This window comes from Glycocaulis sp., from assembly GCF_051859565.1.
Taxonomy (GTDB): Bacteria; Pseudomonadota; Alphaproteobacteria; order Caulobacterales; family Maricaulaceae; genus Glycocaulis.
Genome location: NZ_JBHYFK010000001.1, coordinates 31,782 through 48,565 on the forward strand (window position 1 = coordinate 31,782; position 16,784 = coordinate 48,565).

General features: G+C 63.8%; 15 protein-coding genes and 1 tRNA gene. 13 read left to right on the forward strand and 3 right to left on the reverse strand.

Annotation, left to right across the window (positions count from 1 at the left end):
* Nucleotides 1-10 precede the first annotated feature (10 nt).
* Genes tsaD through ACTIGC_RS00185 form a run of 3 tightly spaced genes read left to right on the forward strand, consistent with a single transcriptional unit; the run spans nt 11 to nt 2,471 of the window.
* Nucleotides 11-1,141 (forward strand): tRNA (adenosine(37)-N6)-threonylcarbamoyltransferase complex transferase subunit TsaD, encoded by a 1,131-nt coding sequence (gene tsaD, locus ACTIGC_RS00175; RefSeq protein ID WP_439632486.1) that lies wholly within the window; start codon nt 11-13, stop codon nt 1,139-1,141.
* The gene (locus tag ACTIGC_RS00180) at nt 1,138-2,133 is read left to right on the forward strand and encodes an NAD(P)H-dependent glycerol-3-phosphate dehydrogenase (protein WP_439632487.1); all 996 of its coding nucleotides are present in this window, start codon (nt 1,138-1,140) and stop codon (nt 2,131-2,133) included. Before tsaD ends, ACTIGC_RS00180 begins: the two co-directional genes overlap by 4 nt.
* Nucleotides 2,134-2,135: 2 nt before the next feature.
* Nucleotides 2,136-2,471 (forward strand): Rieske (2Fe-2S) protein, encoded by a 336-nt coding sequence (locus tag ACTIGC_RS00185; protein WP_439632488.1) that lies wholly within the window; start codon nt 2,136-2,138, stop codon nt 2,469-2,471.
* A 9-nt stretch (nt 2,472-2,480) separates the two neighbouring features.
* Here the strand turns inward: ACTIGC_RS00185 and ACTIGC_RS00190 are convergent, their stop codons facing one another.
* Nucleotides 2,481-7,406 carry an NAD-glutamate dehydrogenase gene (locus ACTIGC_RS00190; protein ID WP_439632489.1) on the reverse strand — a complete coding sequence of 1,642 codons (4,926 nt, stop codon included), beginning with the start codon at nt 7,404-7,406 and terminating at the stop codon, nt 2,481-2,483.
* Nucleotides 7,407-7,613: 207 nt separating this feature from the next.
* Between ACTIGC_RS00190 and ACTIGC_RS00195 the strand changes: the two genes are divergently transcribed.
* Both ACTIGC_RS00195 and ACTIGC_RS00200 read left to right on the forward strand, forming a co-directional pair.
* Nucleotides 7,614-8,303, forward strand: a complete 690-nt coding sequence (locus ACTIGC_RS00195) for an SDR family oxidoreductase (RefSeq protein WP_439632490.1) — start codon at nt 7,614-7,616, stop codon at nt 8,301-8,303.
* Between the two features lie 196 nt (nt 8,304-8,499).
* Nucleotides 8,500-8,661 (forward strand): hypothetical protein, encoded by a 162-nt coding sequence (locus ACTIGC_RS00200; protein ID WP_439632491.1) that lies wholly within the window; start codon nt 8,500-8,502, stop codon nt 8,659-8,661.
* A gap of 171 nt (nt 8,662-8,832) precedes the next feature.
* On the opposite strand, the gene ACTIGC_RS00205 is transcribed toward ACTIGC_RS00200, so the two are convergent.
* Nucleotides 8,833-8,907, reverse strand: a tRNA-Gly gene (locus tag ACTIGC_RS00205).
* Nucleotides 8,908-9,045: 138 nt separating this feature from the next.
* Between ACTIGC_RS00205 and ACTIGC_RS00210 the strand changes: the two genes are divergently transcribed.
* From ACTIGC_RS00210 to ACTIGC_RS00235, 6 genes are all read left to right on the forward strand, one after another.
* Nucleotides 9,046-9,582, forward strand: coding sequence for a prolyl-tRNA synthetase associated domain-containing protein (locus ACTIGC_RS00210; RefSeq protein WP_439632492.1), 537 nt, complete (start codon nt 9,046-9,048; stop codon nt 9,580-9,582).
* Between the two features lie 108 nt (nt 9,583-9,690).
* The gene (trxA, locus tag ACTIGC_RS00215) at nt 9,691-10,614 is read left to right on the forward strand and encodes a thioredoxin (protein ID WP_439632493.1); all 924 of its coding nucleotides are present in this window, start codon (nt 9,691-9,693) and stop codon (nt 10,612-10,614) included.
* Nucleotides 10,615-10,692: 78 nt separating this feature from the next.
* Nucleotides 10,693-11,355, forward strand: a complete 663-nt coding sequence (locus tag ACTIGC_RS00220; RefSeq protein WP_439632494.1) for an LON peptidase substrate-binding domain-containing protein — start codon at nt 10,693-10,695, stop codon at nt 11,353-11,355.
* 40 nt (nt 11,356-11,395) lie between these two features.
* Nucleotides 11,396-11,614 carry a Trm112 family protein gene (locus ACTIGC_RS00225; protein ID WP_127569158.1) on the forward strand — a complete coding sequence of 73 codons (219 nt, stop codon included), beginning with the start codon at nt 11,396-11,398 and terminating at the stop codon, nt 11,612-11,614.
* On the forward strand, nt 11,607-11,939 hold the full coding sequence (locus ACTIGC_RS00230; protein WP_439632495.1) for a gamma-butyrobetaine hydroxylase-like domain-containing protein: 333 nt from the start codon (nt 11,607-11,609) through the stop codon (nt 11,937-11,939). Before ACTIGC_RS00225 ends, ACTIGC_RS00230 begins: the two co-directional genes overlap by 8 nt.
* A 61-nt stretch (nt 11,940-12,000) precedes the next feature.
* The gene (locus ACTIGC_RS00235; RefSeq protein ID WP_439632496.1) at nt 12,001-12,480 is read left to right on the forward strand and encodes a YbjN domain-containing protein; all 480 of its coding nucleotides are present in this window, start codon (nt 12,001-12,003) and stop codon (nt 12,478-12,480) included.
* 18 nt (nt 12,481-12,498) lie between these two features.
* Here the strand turns inward: ACTIGC_RS00235 and ACTIGC_RS00240 are convergent, their stop codons facing one another.
* Complete coding sequence (locus ACTIGC_RS00240) at nt 12,499-14,238, reverse strand: hypothetical protein (RefSeq protein ID WP_439632497.1); 1,740 nt, start codon at nt 14,236-14,238, stop codon at nt 12,499-12,501.
* A gap of 158 nt (nt 14,239-14,396) precedes the next feature.
* Here ACTIGC_RS00240 and ACTIGC_RS00245 point away from each other — a divergent pair, with 158 nt between their 5' ends.
* Entirely contained in the window at nt 14,397-15,098 is a 702-nt protein-coding gene (locus tag ACTIGC_RS00245) for a response regulator transcription factor (RefSeq protein WP_439632498.1), read from the forward strand.
* Nucleotides 15,067-16,707, forward strand: coding sequence for a stimulus-sensing domain-containing protein (locus ACTIGC_RS00250; protein WP_439632499.1), 1,641 nt, complete (start codon nt 15,067-15,069; stop codon nt 16,705-16,707). The genes ACTIGC_RS00245 and ACTIGC_RS00250 overlap by 32 nt, the downstream gene beginning before the upstream one ends.
* Nucleotides 16,708-16,784 lie beyond the last annotated feature (77 nt).

The following is a 16,784-nucleotide window of genomic DNA, read 5'->3' on the forward strand; positions in this document are numbered from 1 at the left end:
ACGGATGGGTATGGCGTTATCCCATACCCACCCCGGCGCGCAAGAAGGCCAGCCCGTTACCGTGCTGGGCCTTGAATCGAGCTGCGATGACAGCGCGGCGGCAATCGTGCGCCTGAACCCTGACGGAAGCACGCAAGTTCTGGCCGAGCGCGTCGTCAACCAGAATAGCGATCATGCCCCCTTTGGCGGTGTGGTGCCGGAGATTGCCGCGCGCAGCCACGCCGAGCGCATGGACCATCTCGCGCGCGAGGTGATGGAGCAAGCCGGGCTGGAATTCGGCACGCTCGACGCCATCGCCGCCACCGCCGGTCCCGGCCTGATTGGTGGGGTGATGGCCGCGCTGATGACCGCAAAAGGGCTGGCACTCGGTTCGGGCAAGCCGCTGATCGCCGTCAATCATCTCGAAGGCCACGCGCTCTCCCCGCGCCTTGTCGAACCGCTTCCCTTTCCCTGGCTGCTCTTGCTGGTCTCTGGCGGGCATACCCAGCTTTTGAGCGTGGACGGCGTGGGACAGATGACCCGGCTCGGCTCCACCATCGATGATGCGGCAGGCGAAGCCTTCGACAAATCGGCCAAGGTGCTGGGCCTTGGCTTTCCCGGCGGGCCGGCGCTGGAAAAGCTCGCCGCGCAAGCAACCGACCCGTCACGCTTCCCCCTGCCGCGCATGCTGGCCCACGACAAAAGCTGCAATTTCTCGTTTGCGGGCCTGAAAACAGCCGTGAAGCGCAGCTTTGACGCGCTGGACGCACCGGCAGACGCTGACAAGGCCGATCTCGCCGCCGCTGCGCAGTCTGCCATCGCGGCGCATCTGGCCGAGCGCACGGGCCGCGCGCTCGATCTGTATGCCGAGCAAAATCCTCAAGGCCGGGTGCTGGTCGCGGCGGGCGGTGTAGCCGCCAACCGGGCCGTGCGCGACGCACTGGTGAAAGAGGCCGAGGCACGAGGCTTCCGCACGCTCTTCCCGCCTCTGAGATACTGCACGGATAATGCCGCGATGATTGCGCTGGCGGGCGCAGAGCGTTTCCGGCTGGGCATCACCGATGATCTGGAGGTGCCGGCACGCGCGCGCTGGCCGCTGGATTCCGGTGCAGCCAGCGATGATCCGCTGCTAGGGTCTGGCAAGAAGGGACCAAAGGCATGAGCGCAAGACTGGGCATTATCGGGGCGGGCGCATGGGGCACGGCGCTGGCGCAAGCAGCCGCGCGCGCTGGCACGCCCTCTATCCTCTGGGCGTTCGAGCCGGAAGTGGCAAAAGCCATCAACGAAACCCGTGAAAACCCGGCCTTCCTCAAAGGCGTGGCGCTCGACGCGTCCATCCGCGCCACCAATGATGCCGCAGACCTCTCGGCCTGCGATGCCTGGCTGGTCGTCACCCCTGCCCAGCACATGCGCGCCAGCCTTGAGGCGTTCGGCACGCATCTCAAACCCGGCACGCCGGTCGCCCTGTGCTCGAAAGGCATTGAGCGCGGCACATTGAAACTAATGAGCGATGTGCTGGCCGAAACCCTCCCCTCAGCCATTCCCGCCGTCCTCTCCGGCCCGTCCTTTGCCGCCGATGTGGCGCGCGGCCTGCCGACCGCCGTGACGCTGGCCTGCACCGATGCGGGCTCGGGCGAGAAGCTCATCGCCATGATCGGTTCAGCCAGCTTTCGGCCCTATCTGGCTGATGATCTCATCGGCGCGGAGATTGGCGGCTCGGTGAAGAACGTGCTCGCCATCGCCGCCGGGATCGTGGAAGGGCGCGGGCTTGGCAAATCAGCCCATGCCGCCCTGATTGCGCGCGGATTTGCCGAGATGACGCGCCTCGCCGTAGCGCTGGGCGCGCAGCGTGAAACCCTCACCGGGCTTTGCGGGCTGGGCGATCTGGTGCTCACCTGCTCCTCACCGCAATCGCGCAACATGTCGTGCGGGCTGGCGCTGGGCCGGGGCGAGGCGCTGGCAGACATCATGGCGGCGCGCAATTCGGTGACCGAAGGCGTCGCGACGGCCCCGGCCGTGATGGAACTTGCTGCGCGCCACGGCGTCGACATGCCCATCTGTGAGGCGGTGGCCGCGATTGTGGGCGGCACGGCCAGCGTTGATGACGCCATCAACGCCCTGCTCTCACGTCCCTTCACCAGCGAGGGCGCGTGAGTATGAGCGACATGCCCCCACCCGGCACGGTGCTGGGCCGTCTCGATGCGCTTGGCGATCCGGGCGCCTTCCCGTCAGACTATGAAGCGCTGCCGATCCTGCTGGTGCGCAAGGGCGATGAAGCCTTTGCCTATGTGAATGTGTGCCCGCATCAGGGCCGCCCGCTCTGCCTGCCTTCAGGACGGACACTCATCAGCGAGGAAAGCTTCATCGTCTGCCCGTTTCACGGGGCAAGCTTTGCCATTGAGAGCGGCGCCTGCACCGGTGGGCCGGCAGGCAGGGCCGGGCTCAAACCTGTGCCGGTGAAGGTATCAGGCGGCGAAATCATCGCCGCCTGAACCTTTTCTCTAGTCCTTAGCCGCGTTCTGCGCCAGTTCACGCAGCTCGGTCGAGGCAATGGCGATCTTGGAAAGAGTCCACCCGCCAGACGCTGACAACTGTTCGATCAGGTGATCAGTGCGGTCAACCTCGTGGGCGTGGGTCACCTGCCAGGACGAGACCAGCTCTTCGGCCCATTCCTCTGACGGCTCTTCCGCGCCGGCTTTCAGCTTGCCGCCCGCCGCATCAGCATAGCGGGCAATGGCGGTGGAGATGGCCAGCTGGCTGGCAAACAGATCTTCCACCAGACGGCGCGTGGCCAGCCGGTCCCAGTGCTGGTCCGAGGTCAGATAGCTGGCGGCAGAGCGCAAAGGATCGAACCCGAAACGTTCCCCGATGGCATGATAGGCGCGCGCCGCCGCCGCCAGCGGCCAACCCGCACTCGTGGCCAGATCGATAATGTCCGTAGCGGGAATCAGCGGCTGCAGCAGCGCCGCCGCGCCCGCCAGCTTTGCCGGTGCGCCCTCCTCGGTCAGACGCGACCGGCGGCCGGCCACACCTGCCCGCTCATGGCTGGATAGGATGCTTTCGCCCCATTCACGCAGCTGGTCTGCGCCTTCCTGGTAGCGCGCGATCATGTCACCGACCGGCGTGGTCTTGCCCGCTTCCTCAGCTCGCGACCGGCGGGCCAGCCAGACCGTCTGCTTGAAGAGCAGGCGGCGCACCTCCTGGTGCAGACTCGTCTGGGCGCTGGCAGGCACCTTGTTGTCGAGCGCATTTATCTTCGCGGTCAGATCGTCAATGCGGAAAATCTCCCGCGCGGCGGCAAAGGCCCTTGCGATGGCCGGGGCATCCGCCCCGCTCAGCTCCAGTGCGCGCTGGAGGAAGTCCGGCCCGCCCATATTCACCAGATCATTGGCAATCCGCGTTGCAATGATCTCCCTTTTCAGCCGGTGCCCGTCCATGGCATCGGCAAATTTGTGCAGGGCTTTCGGGAAATAGGTGACCAGCGTGTCCTTGAAGTGCGGGTCGTCCGGCACGTCACACGCCACGATCTTGTCGAACAGGGCGATCTTCACATAGCTGGTGATAATTGCGATTTCCGGCCGCGAAAGCCCGTCATTCTGGTCTTTGAGCTCGCGGATCGTCTCCTTGCCGGGAAGCCCCTCCACGGCCCGGTCCAGACGCCCTTCAGATTCCAGGCTCTCCATGACACGCTCGTGCACATCAAGGTCCTCTGCCGCCCGCTCGCGCGCCAGCGTCAGGGTGAGCGTCTGGTCGTAATTGTGGCGCAGCACATGCTGGGCCACATCGTCGGTCATGGATTCCAGCAGTTTGTTGCGGTCCTCCCGGCTCATATCGCCCGAACGCATCATCGGGTTGAGCAGGATCTTGATATTCACCTCATGGTCAGAACTGTCGACACCGGCCGAGTTGTCGATGAAGTCGCCATTCACGCTGCCGCCCCCGCGCGCAAAGGCAATGCGGGCCGCCTGCGTCATGGCCAGATTTGCCCCCTCGCCCACCACACAGGCCTTCATCTCTTCGGCATCGACCCGGATGGCATCGTTATTCTTGTCGCCTACTTGGTAGTTCTGTTCAGACGCCGCCTTCACATAGGTGCCAATGCCGCCGAACCAGAGAAGCTCGGTCTCAGCCTTGAGAAGGGCATGCATGAGCTCACTTGGCGTCGCGCTCTTACCTTCAAGGCCGGTCAGGGCCCGGATCTCGTCATTGAGCTGGATGGCTTTGGCAGAGCGCGAGAATACGCCCCCGCCCTTTGAGATCAGCTTGGAATCGTAATCCTGCCAGCTGGAACGGTCCATCTCGAACAGGTGCTTGCGCTCCTTCCAGCTGGCTTCCGTGTCCTGCGGATCGGGATCAATGAAGATATCGCGATGGTCGAATGCCGCCAGAAGGCGGATCTGCTTCGACAAGAGCATGCCATTGCCGAACACATCGCCAGACATGTCGCCCACGCCAATCACCGTGAAGGGCTCGCTCTGGATGTCCTTGCCCCGCTCGCGGAAGTGGCGCTTGACCGATTCCCACCCGCCGCGCGCGGTGATCGCCATTTTCTTGTGGTCATAGCCGGCTGACCCGCCAGAGGCGAAGGCATCGCCTAGCCAGAAATCATACTCGTCCGTGGCGACACCATTGGCGATGTCGGAGAAACTCGCCGTACCCTTGTCGGCCGCGACAACGAGATAGGGATCTTCCCCGTCCCAGCGCACGACGTTGTCCGGCGCCACGACATTACCGTCCGCGTCGAGATTATCGGTGATGTCGAGAAGACCGCGCAGGAAGGTGCGGTAGCTCTCCTTGCCTTCGGCCATGAAGGCTTCCCGGTCAGACGGCTTGGGCAATTGCTTGGGATAGAACCCGCCCTTGGAGCCGACCGGCACAATGACGGCATTCTTCACCTGCTGGGCCTTCACAAGGCCCAGAACCTCGGTGCGGAAATCTTCACGCCGGTCAGACCAGCGGAGCCCGCCGCGCGCCACAGGTCCGAAACGCAGATGCACGCCCTCCACGCGCGGGCTCCACACGAATATCTCGCGATAGGGCTTGGGCGCAGGCAGGTCGCGGATCTTGCGGCTGGCAATCTTCAGCGAAATCCAGGGCTTGGGCTGACCGTCCTCATCGGTCTGGTAGAAATTGGTCCGCAGCGTATATTTGATGAGCTTGACCAGCCGGCGCAGGGCCTTGTCGTGGTCCAGGCTGGAGACCGCATCGAGCTTGCCGCGCAATTCCTTCTCCAGCGCATTGGCCTTTTCCTCACGCACCTTGTGGTCAAGATCGAGCGAAGGATCAAAGCGCAGGCGGGCAAACTCCAGAAGGCAGCGCGCGATTTCAGGATGCCCGGCAAGGGCTTCTTCCTGGATGGATTGCGACGGGTCTAGCCCGGACTGCTGGCGGTAGCGCGCGCAGGTACGCAGGAATGCCGCCTCGCGCCAGCTGACCCCGATCGCGGGCACCAGCGTGTTGAAACCGTCATCTTCGGTTCGCCCGTCCAGAACGGCCAGAACCGCGTCCTCAAACAGCGGCGCCAGGGTTTCCAGCTCGGCAAACTCACCCGAACGCGCGCCTACCTCGAACTCATGCACCCACAGCGTCTCGCGCTCCTCGCCATCACGCTGGCGCTGGACCGGATAGCCAGCCTCCGCCTCGACATGCAGGCCGAGATTCTCAAGAACCGGCAGCACATCCGACAGCGCCAGCATCCGGCCATGGCTGTAGAGCTTCACACGCAGATGCGCATCGTCATCTTCCGATTCGCGGTACACACGCGCACCGCGGGGATTGTCTGCCGACAGGGTCTCCAGCCGCGCGATGTCAGCCAGTGCCGACAAGGGCTGGTAGCGCTCGCGGTAGCCGGCCGTATAGCCATCAAGATAAGTGCGCACCGCGCGCAAGGAATCAGCATCGCCATCACGGCGCGCCTCAGCTTCCAGCTCGTCCTCCCAGGTGCGCGCCAGAAGCGCGATCTCGCGCTCCAGCTCGGCCGGATCAGGCTCGGGGTGGTTGAACGGGTCCAGCCCGATAATGAAGTGGACGCGCGCCAGAGCGCCATCGCCAAACATGGGGTAGAAGGCCGACAGGCGGCCATTGAAGGCCTTGCGGATCAGCTCGCCCGCCTCGATGCGCACGCGCGTATTATAGCGGTCACGCGGCACGTAGAGCAGCACCGAGACAAAGCGGTCAAACTGGTCGCGGCGCAGGAAAAGGCGCGTGCGGGGCCGGTCGAACAGGTGCAAAATGCCCTGGCTGATCTTCAGCAGATCCTCTTCGGAGGTCTGGAACAGCTCGTCGCGGGGATAGTTCTCGACGATGTGCTGGAGCTTTTTGGCCGAGTGGGAGCCTGGCGCCTTGCCGGCCTTGTCGAGCACGCGGCGCACTTTTCGCCGGATCAGCGGCACATCGCGCGCCATCTGGTCATAGGCCTCTGCCGTGAACAGGCCGACAAAGCGCGTCTCGCCCACCACCGCGCCATCATCGCGGTAACGCTTGACCCCGATATAATCCATGTAGACGCGCCGGTGGACGCGGCTTTTCATATTGGCCTTGGCCACGATGACTGGGCTCGGCGCGCGCAGGAAAGCCTCAATGGCCGGTACAATGACCAGCGGCTCGGAGGTGCGGCGCAGCACGGTGCGGTCAGGATCGCGCAGAATGCCCTTGCCACTGTCCTTGAGAATTTCCGGCTCGCGCGAGCGCAGATTGCCCTCCTCGTCAACGTCGAACGCGTAAGCGCGGCAGCCGATGAACGCGAAATGGTCGTCGCGCAGCCAGCTCAGGAAGGCGAGCGATTCTTCCACCTCCTCGCGCGGCGCGCGGGTATTGGCAGCCTTGAGGTGCTCCAGGCACTCATCCATGCGCGCGCGCATGTCGCGCCAGTCCTCGACCGCCTCGCGCACATCGCTCAGCGTCGCGCGCACCTCTGATTCCAGAGTTTCGCGTGCGGACGGATCAAGCAGATCCACATGCACCTGGATCATGGACTCGGCGGCAACGCGCCCGTCCTTGCCGTTGCGCTTGCCATCCTCGTTCCGGCGCACCTGCACGATCGGGTGCACCATGGCTAGCACGTCCAGCCCGTGAGAGGCGATCTCGCCCATCACCGAATCAACCAGGAAAGGCCGGTCCTGCCCGATAACCTCGACGATATCGCGCCCCAGCGGCTTGCCGTCGCTGCCCGCGCCTTCGCGCACACGCACCTTGATCTTGTCGCTGGCACGTTCGGCCGCGAACTCCCAGAAATCGCCAAAGACCGTCAGCGCATCATCCTGCGTGATGCCTTGCAGATCATCAGACAGGGAATCTTCCCAGACCTGTTCGGCAAAGCTCGCCGCGGCATCATCCAGTCCGCCAAAGCGGGCCTTCCAGTGCTTGCGGGCTGCTTTGAGAAACTCATCGCGGTCAAAGGCATGGGCGGAACTGACGACAGCGGTCATGCTCGGGGGCGCTCCGTTTCGGACTTGCGGGTACGCGCCGGGGGCGGCGCGCCGCTATTGATGACGCCAGCCTAGCTGCACTGCTGCGCCGTTCAAGCGATGAACGCCACTGCGGCATGATGAACACCGAGACTGGACCAATTGGCGCGCGGTGTGGTTCGTTGCGTGACTGAAAACAAGTCCTTTTTCTGCGGAGACTGTCGAACCATGCCCCACATGCTCATTACCGGCGCCAACCGTGGCATTGGCCTGGAACACACGCGTGTTCTTTTGTCACGTGGCTGGCATGTCAGCGCAGCCTGCCGCAACCCCGGCAAGGCCAGTGAGCTAAAAGCGCTCGATCCCGGTGACGGACGCCTGACCCTGCTGGAATATGACGCCGCCCGGCCCGATGGCGGCAAGGCTCTGGCCGGCGCGGTGAAGGGCCCGATCGACATTCTGTTCGCCAATGCCGGCATGTTTGGCCCGCGCGAACAGGGCTTCGGCCAGACCGACTATGCCGGCATGGCTGAAATCGCGCAGGTAAACGCCTTTGCAGCGCTGGAGCTGGCGGAAACCTTCGCCGGTCAGGTCGCGCAGTCCCAGCTAAAGGTGATTGCCCTTCAATCGAGCCGTATGGGCTCCATCGCCGACAATACCAGCGGCGGCTATTACGCCTACCGCATGTCCAAGGCAGCGCTGAACGCGATTGGCAAGTCACTGAGCATCGACCTCAAGCCAAAGGGCATTGTGACGCTCATCTTCCACCCCGGCTGGGTGAAGACCGATATGGGCGGCGCAGGCGGCACCCTGACCGTCAATGAATGTGTGGAAGGCCAGCTCGATCTCATTGCACGCGCCAACCCGGCAATGAATGGCCGCTTCTTCCATGTCAGCGGCGAAGATCTCGACTGGTAAAAAAGGAAAGGCGGGCGCTGCCAGACGGGGACAGGACAGTCCGGCAGCGCCCTTCGGGTCTCACGATGGCAGGCTGGGGACGCGCAAACGGAGACCCGTCTTTCTAATACGCCAGTAACGCACGAGCGGATCAGCGGCGGAACAGGAAACCGGGTTGACGGGTTTCCAAGGCAGACACCGCCGACAGGAGCCTGACATGGCAGATCGCAACCCAAACCCCGTGCCGCCCCCAAAAACCGTTACGCCCTCGCAAAGGCGTCCGCGTAAGTCCGCTCGTGAAGAGGCGCTCGACGAAGCGCTGGAAGAAAGCTTTCCGGCCTCCGACCCGCCCGCTCCGGTGCAGCCGGACAAGCGCTGACACAGAGTCCCGACAGCATGAAGAGCGGGAGGTAGGCTAAGGCCGCCGCAACACGCTTATACCCGGTTTGCACAACCAGGTATAAAGGCTGGCGCCAATGCGCTGCCCAAGGCTGCCGGCAAAACAGGGCAGCCGGCAAAATCACAGATTATCGGGATCTGGTCCGGAAAATGGAGCGGGCGATGAGATTCGAACTCACGACCCTCACCTTGGCAAGGTGATGCTCTACCCCTGAGCTACGCCCGCTCATTTGCGTTACCGGGGCTGGTCACATGGACCAGAGGGCGCGGTATATCGCGCATCGCGAATGGTTTGGCAAGCCTTCACTGCGGCGCTCATTTCATCTCTTGCATCCGGGCGCTTGCGCGGGGCAGGAAGGAAGCCATGACAGTTTCAGACCCGGCCCCGCCACTGCCCGCCCCGCCCGTCACCCGCGAGAGCCTGCTGGGCTTTCTCGATGCGCTGGGCATTGCCCACACCACGCACGATCACGCGCCGGTCTTCACCGTTGCCGAGAGCGACGAGATCAAGGCGCACATGCCCGGCGGGCACACCAAGAACCTGTTTCTCAAAGATAAAAAAGACAATCTCGTCCTGATCTCGGCCGAGCATTCGACGACAATCAAGCTGAAGCGCCTGCACGAGCGTCTGGGCTGCGGGCGGCTCTCCTTCGGGTCGGCAGAGCGGCTGGAAGAGGCACTGGGTGTAACCCCCGGATCGGTAACAGCCTTTGCGCTCGCCAATGATCCTGAACGCCGGGTGCGCTTCATCCTCGATGCCGCGCTGATGGCGCACGAGACCATGAATTTTCATCCGCTGAAGAATGACGCCACCACCGCCATATCGCGCGACGGCCTGCTGGCCTTTCTGGCGGCGCTTGGGCGCGAACCGGAAATCATGGATTTCACGGCCGGGGCCTGACCGCCTACTTGCAGTCTTGCCTCTGCCAGTCCACCTAAGGCGCAACATATCAGACATTCCGGGATGCCCCTCCTGCGCCCCGGACAGGAACTCCAGGGATCAGACGTCATGCAGATTTTCGGCAAGCAGCCCGCCAGCACCCCGGCCAGCAATCCCGGCGGTGGCCATGTGAAGGACTCCACCGACCAGAATTTCATGGCCGACGTGGTGGAGGTCTCAAAGCAGGTTCCGGTTCTGGTCGATTTCTGGGCGCCCTGGTGCGGCCCGTGCCGCCAGCTCGGCCCCGTCATCGAGAAGGCCGTCAATGCGGCTGGCGGCAAGGTGAAGCTGGTCAAGATCAATATCGACGAGAACCCGCAAGTGGCCGGCCAGCTGCGCATCCAGTCCATCCCCGCCGTGCTGGCCTTCGTGAACGGGCAGCCCGTGGACGGCTTCATGGGCGCACTGCCCGAAAGCCAGATCAACGACTTCATCAAGCGCGTTAGCGGCGACATCGACGAGGCCGCGCTGGACGATGTGCTCGAACAGGCAGAACAGGCGCTTGCAAGAGGCGATGCGGGCGGCGCAGCGCAGGATTTTGCCGCCGTCCTGCAGGCGGCCCCGGACAATACCCGCGCTCTGGCAGGCATGGCACGGGTATTTCTCTCGCAGGGCGACCGGGAAGGCGCTGAAGGCGTTCTGGCACAAGTGCCCCCGGCCAAGGCGGGTGATCCGGCCATAGCGGGTGTGCGCGCCGCCATGGAGCTGGCCAGCGAAGGCGAGGATGCCGGTGATCCGGCTGATGCGCGGGCTGCCCTTGAGAAAGCCGGCGGCAAGGGCGCAGCCCTGCATTACGAACTTGCCCGCGCCCTGATCGGTGCAGGCGATCTGGAAGGCGCCGCCACTGAACTTCTCGACAGCATCTCGGAAGACCGCGAATGGAACGAAGGGGCGGCGCGCCAGTTATTGCTGCGCGTGTTCGAGGCCGCCGGGCAGACATCCGAGCTGACAAAGGCCGGACGCAAACGCCTCTCCTCCATCCTGTTCAGCTAGAGAACTGGCTGCGGGGCGGCTGAGGCCTATCTCTTTGGAGGGGACACGCCACGACTATCAGGAGGCCCGCGAAAACACATGACCGTTCACCCCGCCTTGCCGGACACGCTGCCGCTCTTCCCGATCCGCGGCTGCATATTGCTGCCTGGCGAGGCTCTGCCTCTGAACGTGTTTGAACCGCGCTATCTGAACATGGTCGACGACGCCATGAGCGGAAACGGCTTTCTGGGCATCATCCAGCCACGCGAGACCGGCCCGCGTGACCATCCAGACCTCGAGCGGGTCGGCACGGCAGGGCGCATCGCCAAACATTCCGAAACCACTGACGGGCGCTATCTGATCGTGCTGGTGGGCGTTTCTCGCTTCACCCTGACCGCCCAGCCCCAGATGAAGACCCCCTATCGCGTCGGGCGCGCCGACTATGCCGGGTTCGAGCGCGATATTGACGGACCCGAAGCCGACGGTCCGGGTGCCGACCGGGCCGGCTTCCTCGCACTCCTGAAACGCTTTTTCCAACATGCCGGGATTGATGCAGACTGGGCATCGATGGACCACGCGCCCCTGTCGGCGATCACCAGCAAGGTCGCCATGGCAGCGCCCTTTGACGCGGCCTGCAAGCAGGCACTCCTGCAGGCCTCGAGGCCCTGCGTGCGCCGCGAACTTCTGGCCACCTTGATGGAAGGCGCGCTGGAGCACGCCTTGCGCGGACCGTCATCGGGTCCGGCGGACCGGCTGCACTAGGCTTGCCTGACCCGCGGGCGATGCCGTAAAGACGCTAGCCATGAGCACCGAGACACCCACCGACACGCCCAATCCGCGCCGCTCCGCCCATGTGGACCCGAAGCTGCTGGAAATCCTTGTCTGCCCGGTCACCCGCCAGACGCTGGAATATGACCGCGAGGCAGGCGAGCTGATCTCGCGCGCGGCGGGGCTCGCCTATCCGGTGCGCGAAGGCGTGCCGGTCATGCTGCCCGAAGAAGCCCGCCAGCTAGATGGCTGAGCCCAGGCAGACGCCCTGGCCCGTCCGCCTCGCCTTTCAGGCATCGCACAGGCGTTTGCGGGCGAGCTTTGATGATGGCGCGGTGTTCGACATCCCCTATGCCCTCCTGCGCCGCGAGAGCCCGTCTGCCGAGGTGCAGGGCCATGGCCCCGGCCAGAAGCGCGGCGTCCCCCACGCTGACAGTGTCATGGTTGCAGCGGCCGAGCCTGTCGGACGCTATGCCGTGCGTCTCGTGTTTGATGACGGCCATGATAGCGGCATCTATGCCTGGACCCTCCTGCGCACGCTGGGCGAGGCAGCAGCAGGCCCGGCCTTGAGCCGCTGATTGCCAGCAATGGCCTGACACGCCACACTCCGGGCTGAAATGGTTTTTGAGGGACATTCAGATGAAAACGGTTCTCCGCGCCGGTATGGCGCTCGCATCGGGCTGCCTGCTGGCGGCGCCTGCTGGCGCTCAGGCCACCGGGCCAGTGATCGAGCACATTGATGCGCAGGGCTTGCGCGCACTGGTGACGGGGCTTGGCCACGAGATCACCAATGAGGCCGTATCCGAGGAAGGCCAGCCAATCGTGACGGCCACGACCGGCACCATGAACTATCTGGTGGCCGGCACGGTGTGCGAGAACGGGCAATGCCAGGGCCTGCTGACCGAGCTGGTTTTCACCAACACACCGGCCACACTGGAAATAGCCAATCACGTCAACCAGAGCTATGCGGCCATCAAGCTGGTGGTTCTGGATGGCGATAACGTAGTGTTTTCGCGCTATGACGTGCTCAATGGCGGTACGACACTGGGGGCGCTATCGACCTCGGTCAGCACATTGCTGGAAATCGCGGGCACGATCGTTCAATCGAACGGCGAGTAACGCACTACACTTTTCGCTCTAGGCCTGGTCCCCGGCGGGTACGGGATCTGCGATCTCGGCAGGAGCAGATGGCCGGGGGGCGGGCTGTATCCGCGCTAGCAGGCCTTGCAATTCCTGCAGCTTGGCGGGGCCGTTTTCGGCGCGCGCTTCGGCCCGGCCCATTTCCGAGGACAAGAGCCGCATGGCGCGTGCCTGCGCGTCCTGCTGGCAGCGTCCCAGTGGCAGTATGTCCTGCGCGGCAAGCCGCAATAGTCCCGCAGCCCGGTCGAGGGCGGGCAGGTTTGAGGCCGTGATACGTTCAAAGAGCTTGTTATCGTGAATAATGGCCACGCCCAGCTGGTCAAATGCATCACTCATTTCCAGCTTCGCCGCTTCGGGAAATGTCCCTTTCAGGGCCCGCTTTTGCAGTGATGCCAGCGTGGCCAGGCGTTCAAACGGCTGGCCGGGGCCCTTCACAAACCAGCTTACCGATTTCTGTGATGAGAGCTTTGCCCGCACGTAGGTAGCCAGCTTCACCTTGTTCTGCTCACCGACCAGATTGTCTTCCATCGACAGGAGGCGGGTAATTTCCTCGGCGGGTGTCGCGGCGTCCTTCAAGGCCTCCTCGACCGATTCAGGCGATAACAGGCGCGCCGAGCGCACCGTGAACGCCTCCACCAGGGCCTGCGGATTGAGATGGTCACCTGACGCCGCGATGAGGCGCTGGGCGAGCGAGCGGGCGAGCGCAATTTCTTCAAGCACGTTGTCCGGCTTGAAGCGCTTGGGCTGACGCAGGGCCTCCAGCACACGCCGCGCGATCTCGCCCTTGCTGTCGGGCAGCTGGCTTGCTGCAAATTTTGACGCCAGCCGGCGCGCATTGTCGGGTGCGGCGGTCATGCTGGGATGAGTCTGGGTGCCGGCAAACACGCTGGTCAGACGTTCGACATGACTGCCCAGATCCCGGCTCTGGCCGAGAATCTGGTTCAGCGCACGATCAAAGGAGAGCATTTCGGCCAGAAAGGCATCCGCCTCCTTTGCCGCAAAGGCGCGCGCGTCCGGATCGTCGGGCAGGTCATCATGGAAATCGAGCAGCATTTCGGCCTTGCGCGCCATGCCGGACGCATTGGCCAGCCGCTCGGCTATAGCCCGGCGCAGGCGTGTTTCGGCGCTGCCTTCAGCATGAATTTTCTCGGTCAGCTCCCGGAAGCTGGCATTTCTCGGGTCCTGCGCCTTGCGTTTGGCATCCTTGCGCGCCTTTTCGATCGCCCGCTCAACCAGCTCGGTAAGAAGGCGGACATAGGCATGAACCGATGCATCGGAGTTTTGCGAGCGGGCAATCGCCACTTTCTGGATGGCGTGCTGCAGATCGCTTTCGCACGCATCCAGCGCCTCGGCCATGTCCGGCCGGTACAGCAGTTCCAGCGGGCAGATTTCCTGACGTTCCAGCCATGGGGCGAGAGCGCGGCGCACCGTATCGCGCGCAGCAGGCCCGGCCAGATCCTCCGGCGTCACGCAAGGCAGTGTTGCCTCGCCAGTCTTGGCATCGGGAACGCTGAAGCGTTCTGCGCCTACCTCATGAATGGTGACGGTGCTGAACGTGCCGCTGGCATCATTCCATGTTTCACGCGCCACCCGGGCCGAGCCGCGGGGCATCTTGGCGACAAGCCGGTCAGCCAGATTGATCGCGTCGGAACGTTCGTTGAGCGCTTCCACCAGCACCCATTCCGCCTTTGGATGCTTCTTGAGGAAGACCTCGAAATGGACTTTTCCCGAAGCCATGGAGCCCGCCCGCACCCTGATTGTTTCCCCGCTGCGTCCCACACTGGCGTGTTATGCTTAACCGCTCGTAACCATGAGGCTCGCTCAACCCCCTTGCTCCGGGCGGGCAGCGCTGTAGGTTTGCTCAGACCTGTCCTGATCAGAGGATCAAAATACGCATGGCCCAGATAGCCCTTGTCGATGATGACGAGAACATTCTCACCTCCGTCTCCCTTTTCCTTGAAGGTGAAGGCTATCAGGTGCAGACCTTCACCGACGGGGTGGAGGCCTTGAATGTCCTCTCCGACAACCCGCCGGACCTTGCCATATTCGACATCAAGATGCCGCGCATGGACGGGCTGGAACTGCTGCGCCGCGTGCGCCAGAGCTCCAACCTGCCGGTCATATTCCTGACCTCCAAGGATGGCGAGTTCGACGAGGCGCTGGGGCTGGATCTGGGCGCTGACGACTATATAGCCAAGCCGTTCTCCCACCAGCTTCTGGCCAAGCGGATCAAGGCGGTGCTGCGGCGCGCCCAGCCCGACGATGCCGACCTGCCGGCCAACGAAGCCGACCAGAAAGCGCTGGTGCGCGGCTCGCTGACCCTCGACCCCAACCGGCACGCGTGTCTATGGAATGGCAAGCCGGTGCGCCTGACCGTCACCGAGTTCCTGATCCTGCAGGCGCTGGCCAACCGCCCCGGCTATGTGAAGAGCCGGGACAATCTCATGGACGCGGCCTATGACGATCAGGTCTATGTCGATGACCGCACGATTGACAGCCACATAAAGCGCATCCGCAAGAAATTCCGCGTCGTCGACGACAGCTTTGACGGGATCGAGACCCTTTATGGCGTCGGATACCGCTACAAGGAGGCGTGAGCCGGGCCGCCTGAAGGCGCGGCTGGCAGGGCTCACCTCCACTCTGCGTCAGGCGCTATTTTCGCGCCTTGCTGCCAGCATCCTGGTCGCCAATCTGTTCGCGCTCGGGCTTCTGGCGCTGGGCACGCTCGCCCTGATCGAGAACCGCACCGGCCTGATCGATGCCAAGGTCGACTCGCTGACCCAGCAGGCCGACATAATCCGCAATGTCATCACCGAGACAGCGGTGGAAGGCTCGCCTGAGCCCGCCCTCAATGCGCGCATAGCCGCCGAAGTGCTCGCCCGGCTCTACGTGCCCGAGGGCACGCGGGCCATGATCCACGGGCCTGAAGGACGCCTCGCCGCCGACAGCTATCTGAGCGCCGGACGTGTCAGCGTGGAGCTTCTGCCACCGCCGGGTGAACGCGATATTGAAGGCTTTTTCACCGGCCTCTGGCGGGCCGTGCGCGACTTCGTCGGCGGCTTCTTCCTGTCTGCCGAGGAACGCGAGACCCGCGAGCGCTCACTCACCGAGGAGATTGCGCTAGCCCAGACAACCGGCGAAGCCGTGGCAGGGGTGAGGCGCGGCCGCTATGGCGAGCGCGTCGTGTCGGTGACACTGGCCATAGCGCCCGTACAGACCATTGTCGGCTCGGTGACGTACGAATCCTATGATTATGACGCCCTGATCGCCGCTGACCGCGTGGCGATCCTGCCCTATCTGGGCTTTGCTGCGCTCATCATCGTTGCTTTCGGTGCTCTTCTGGCCTTGCGCATTGCCGGCCCGGTCAAGCGCCTGTCGGATGCGGCGCGCAGCGTGCAACTTGCAGGCGGCCGGCGCGTGCCTCTGCCGGACTTCTCGCGCCGGGGCGACGAGATTGGGGATCTGGAACAGGCCTTCCGGGCCATGACGGATGCGCTTTATGACCGGCTGGACGCGATTGAAAGCTTCGCCGCCGATGTAGCCCACGAGATCAAGAACCCGCTCACCTCCATCCGCTCTGCCGCCGAGGTATTGGTACGCGCCCGCGACGATAGCGCCCGCGAGCGTCTGGTCAGCGTGATCCAGAAGGATGTGCAGCGCCTCGACCGCCTCATCACCGACATTTCCAACGCCTCAAGGCTCGATGCCGAGCTGGCGCGTGATCAGGTCACGCCGGTCGATCTGGTCCGCCTGATCCGCGATATTGTGCGCGTCTATATCGATGGGGAGCGGGCATCGCCCGGACAGCTGGAGCTGCAGACCAGTCTCGGCGAGGCCTTTGTCGCCGCGCGCGAGGAACCGCTAGGGCGGGTCTTCACCAATCTGATCGACAATGCGCTGACCTTCTCTCCGCCAGACGGCAAGGTGCGCATTTTTATCAAACGTAAGCACGGCAATGCCCGGGAGCGCTACATCGTCACGGTGGAAGATGACGGTCCCGGTATTCCGCCCGAAGCGCTGGAAACCATTTTCAACCGCTTTTACACCCAGCGTCCTGCCGGTGCGGCATTTGGCACCCATTCAGGGCTGGGGCTGGCGATTGCCCGCCAGATCATCTCGGCCCATGGCGGCACAATCCACGCGGAAAACCGCACCGGCCCGGCGAGCGGCGCACGTTTTGTCATCGAGCTGACGGGCGTGTCCTGAAAGGCACTGCTGTGGCCTCTTTGCAAGACGCCCCTTTCACATATCTGAAATGCAAGGTTACATGGCGGTCACAAATC

Excerpts from the sequence above, each read along its gene's own strand:
- tsaD (WP_439632486.1), top strand. The coding sequence starts at position 11 with ATGGCGTTATCCCATACCCACCCCGGCGCGCAAGAAGGCCAGCCCGTT.
- ACTIGC_RS00220 (WP_439632494.1), top strand. The coding sequence starts at position 10,693 with ATGACCGTTCACCCCGCCTTGCCGGACACGCTGCCGCTCTTCCCGATC.
- ACTIGC_RS00250 (WP_439632499.1), top strand. The coding sequence starts at position 15,067 with ATGGCGTCGGATACCGCTACAAGGAGGCGTGAGCCGGGCCGCCTGAAG.
- ACTIGC_RS00185 (WP_439632488.1), top strand. The coding sequence starts at position 2,136 with ATGAGCGACATGCCCCCACCCGGCACGGTGCTGGGCCGTCTCGATGCG.
- ACTIGC_RS00245 (WP_439632498.1), top strand. The coding sequence starts at position 14,397 with ATGGCCCAGATAGCCCTTGTCGATGATGACGAGAACATTCTCACCTCC.
- ACTIGC_RS00195 (WP_439632490.1), top strand. The coding sequence starts at position 7,614 with ATGCCCCACATGCTCATTACCGGCGCCAACCGTGGCATTGGCCTGGAA.
- ACTIGC_RS00180 (WP_439632487.1), top strand. The coding sequence starts at position 1,138 with ATGAGCGCAAGACTGGGCATTATCGGGGCGGGCGCATGGGGCACGGCG.
- ACTIGC_RS00235 (WP_439632496.1), top strand. The coding sequence starts at position 12,001 with ATGAAAACGGTTCTCCGCGCCGGTATGGCGCTCGCATCGGGCTGCCTG.
- ACTIGC_RS00190 (WP_439632489.1), bottom strand. The coding sequence starts at position 7,406 with ATGACCGCTGTCGTCAGTTCCGCCCATGCCTTTGACCGCGATGAGTTT.
- ACTIGC_RS00210 (WP_439632492.1), top strand. The coding sequence starts at position 9,046 with ATGACAGTTTCAGACCCGGCCCCGCCACTGCCCGCCCCGCCCGTCACC.
- ACTIGC_RS00200 (WP_439632491.1), top strand. The coding sequence starts at position 8,500 with ATGGCAGATCGCAACCCAAACCCCGTGCCGCCCCCAAAAACCGTTACG.
- ACTIGC_RS00230 (WP_439632495.1), top strand. The coding sequence starts at position 11,607 with ATGGCTGAGCCCAGGCAGACGCCCTGGCCCGTCCGCCTCGCCTTTCAG.
- ACTIGC_RS00225 (WP_127569158.1), top strand. The coding sequence starts at position 11,396 with ATGAGCACCGAGACACCCACCGACACGCCCAATCCGCGCCGCTCCGCC.
- ACTIGC_RS00240 (WP_439632497.1), bottom strand. The coding sequence starts at position 14,238 with ATGGCTTCGGGAAAAGTCCATTTCGAGGTCTTCCTCAAGAAGCATCCA.
- trxA (WP_439632493.1), top strand. The coding sequence starts at position 9,691 with ATGCAGATTTTCGGCAAGCAGCCCGCCAGCACCCCGGCCAGCAATCCC.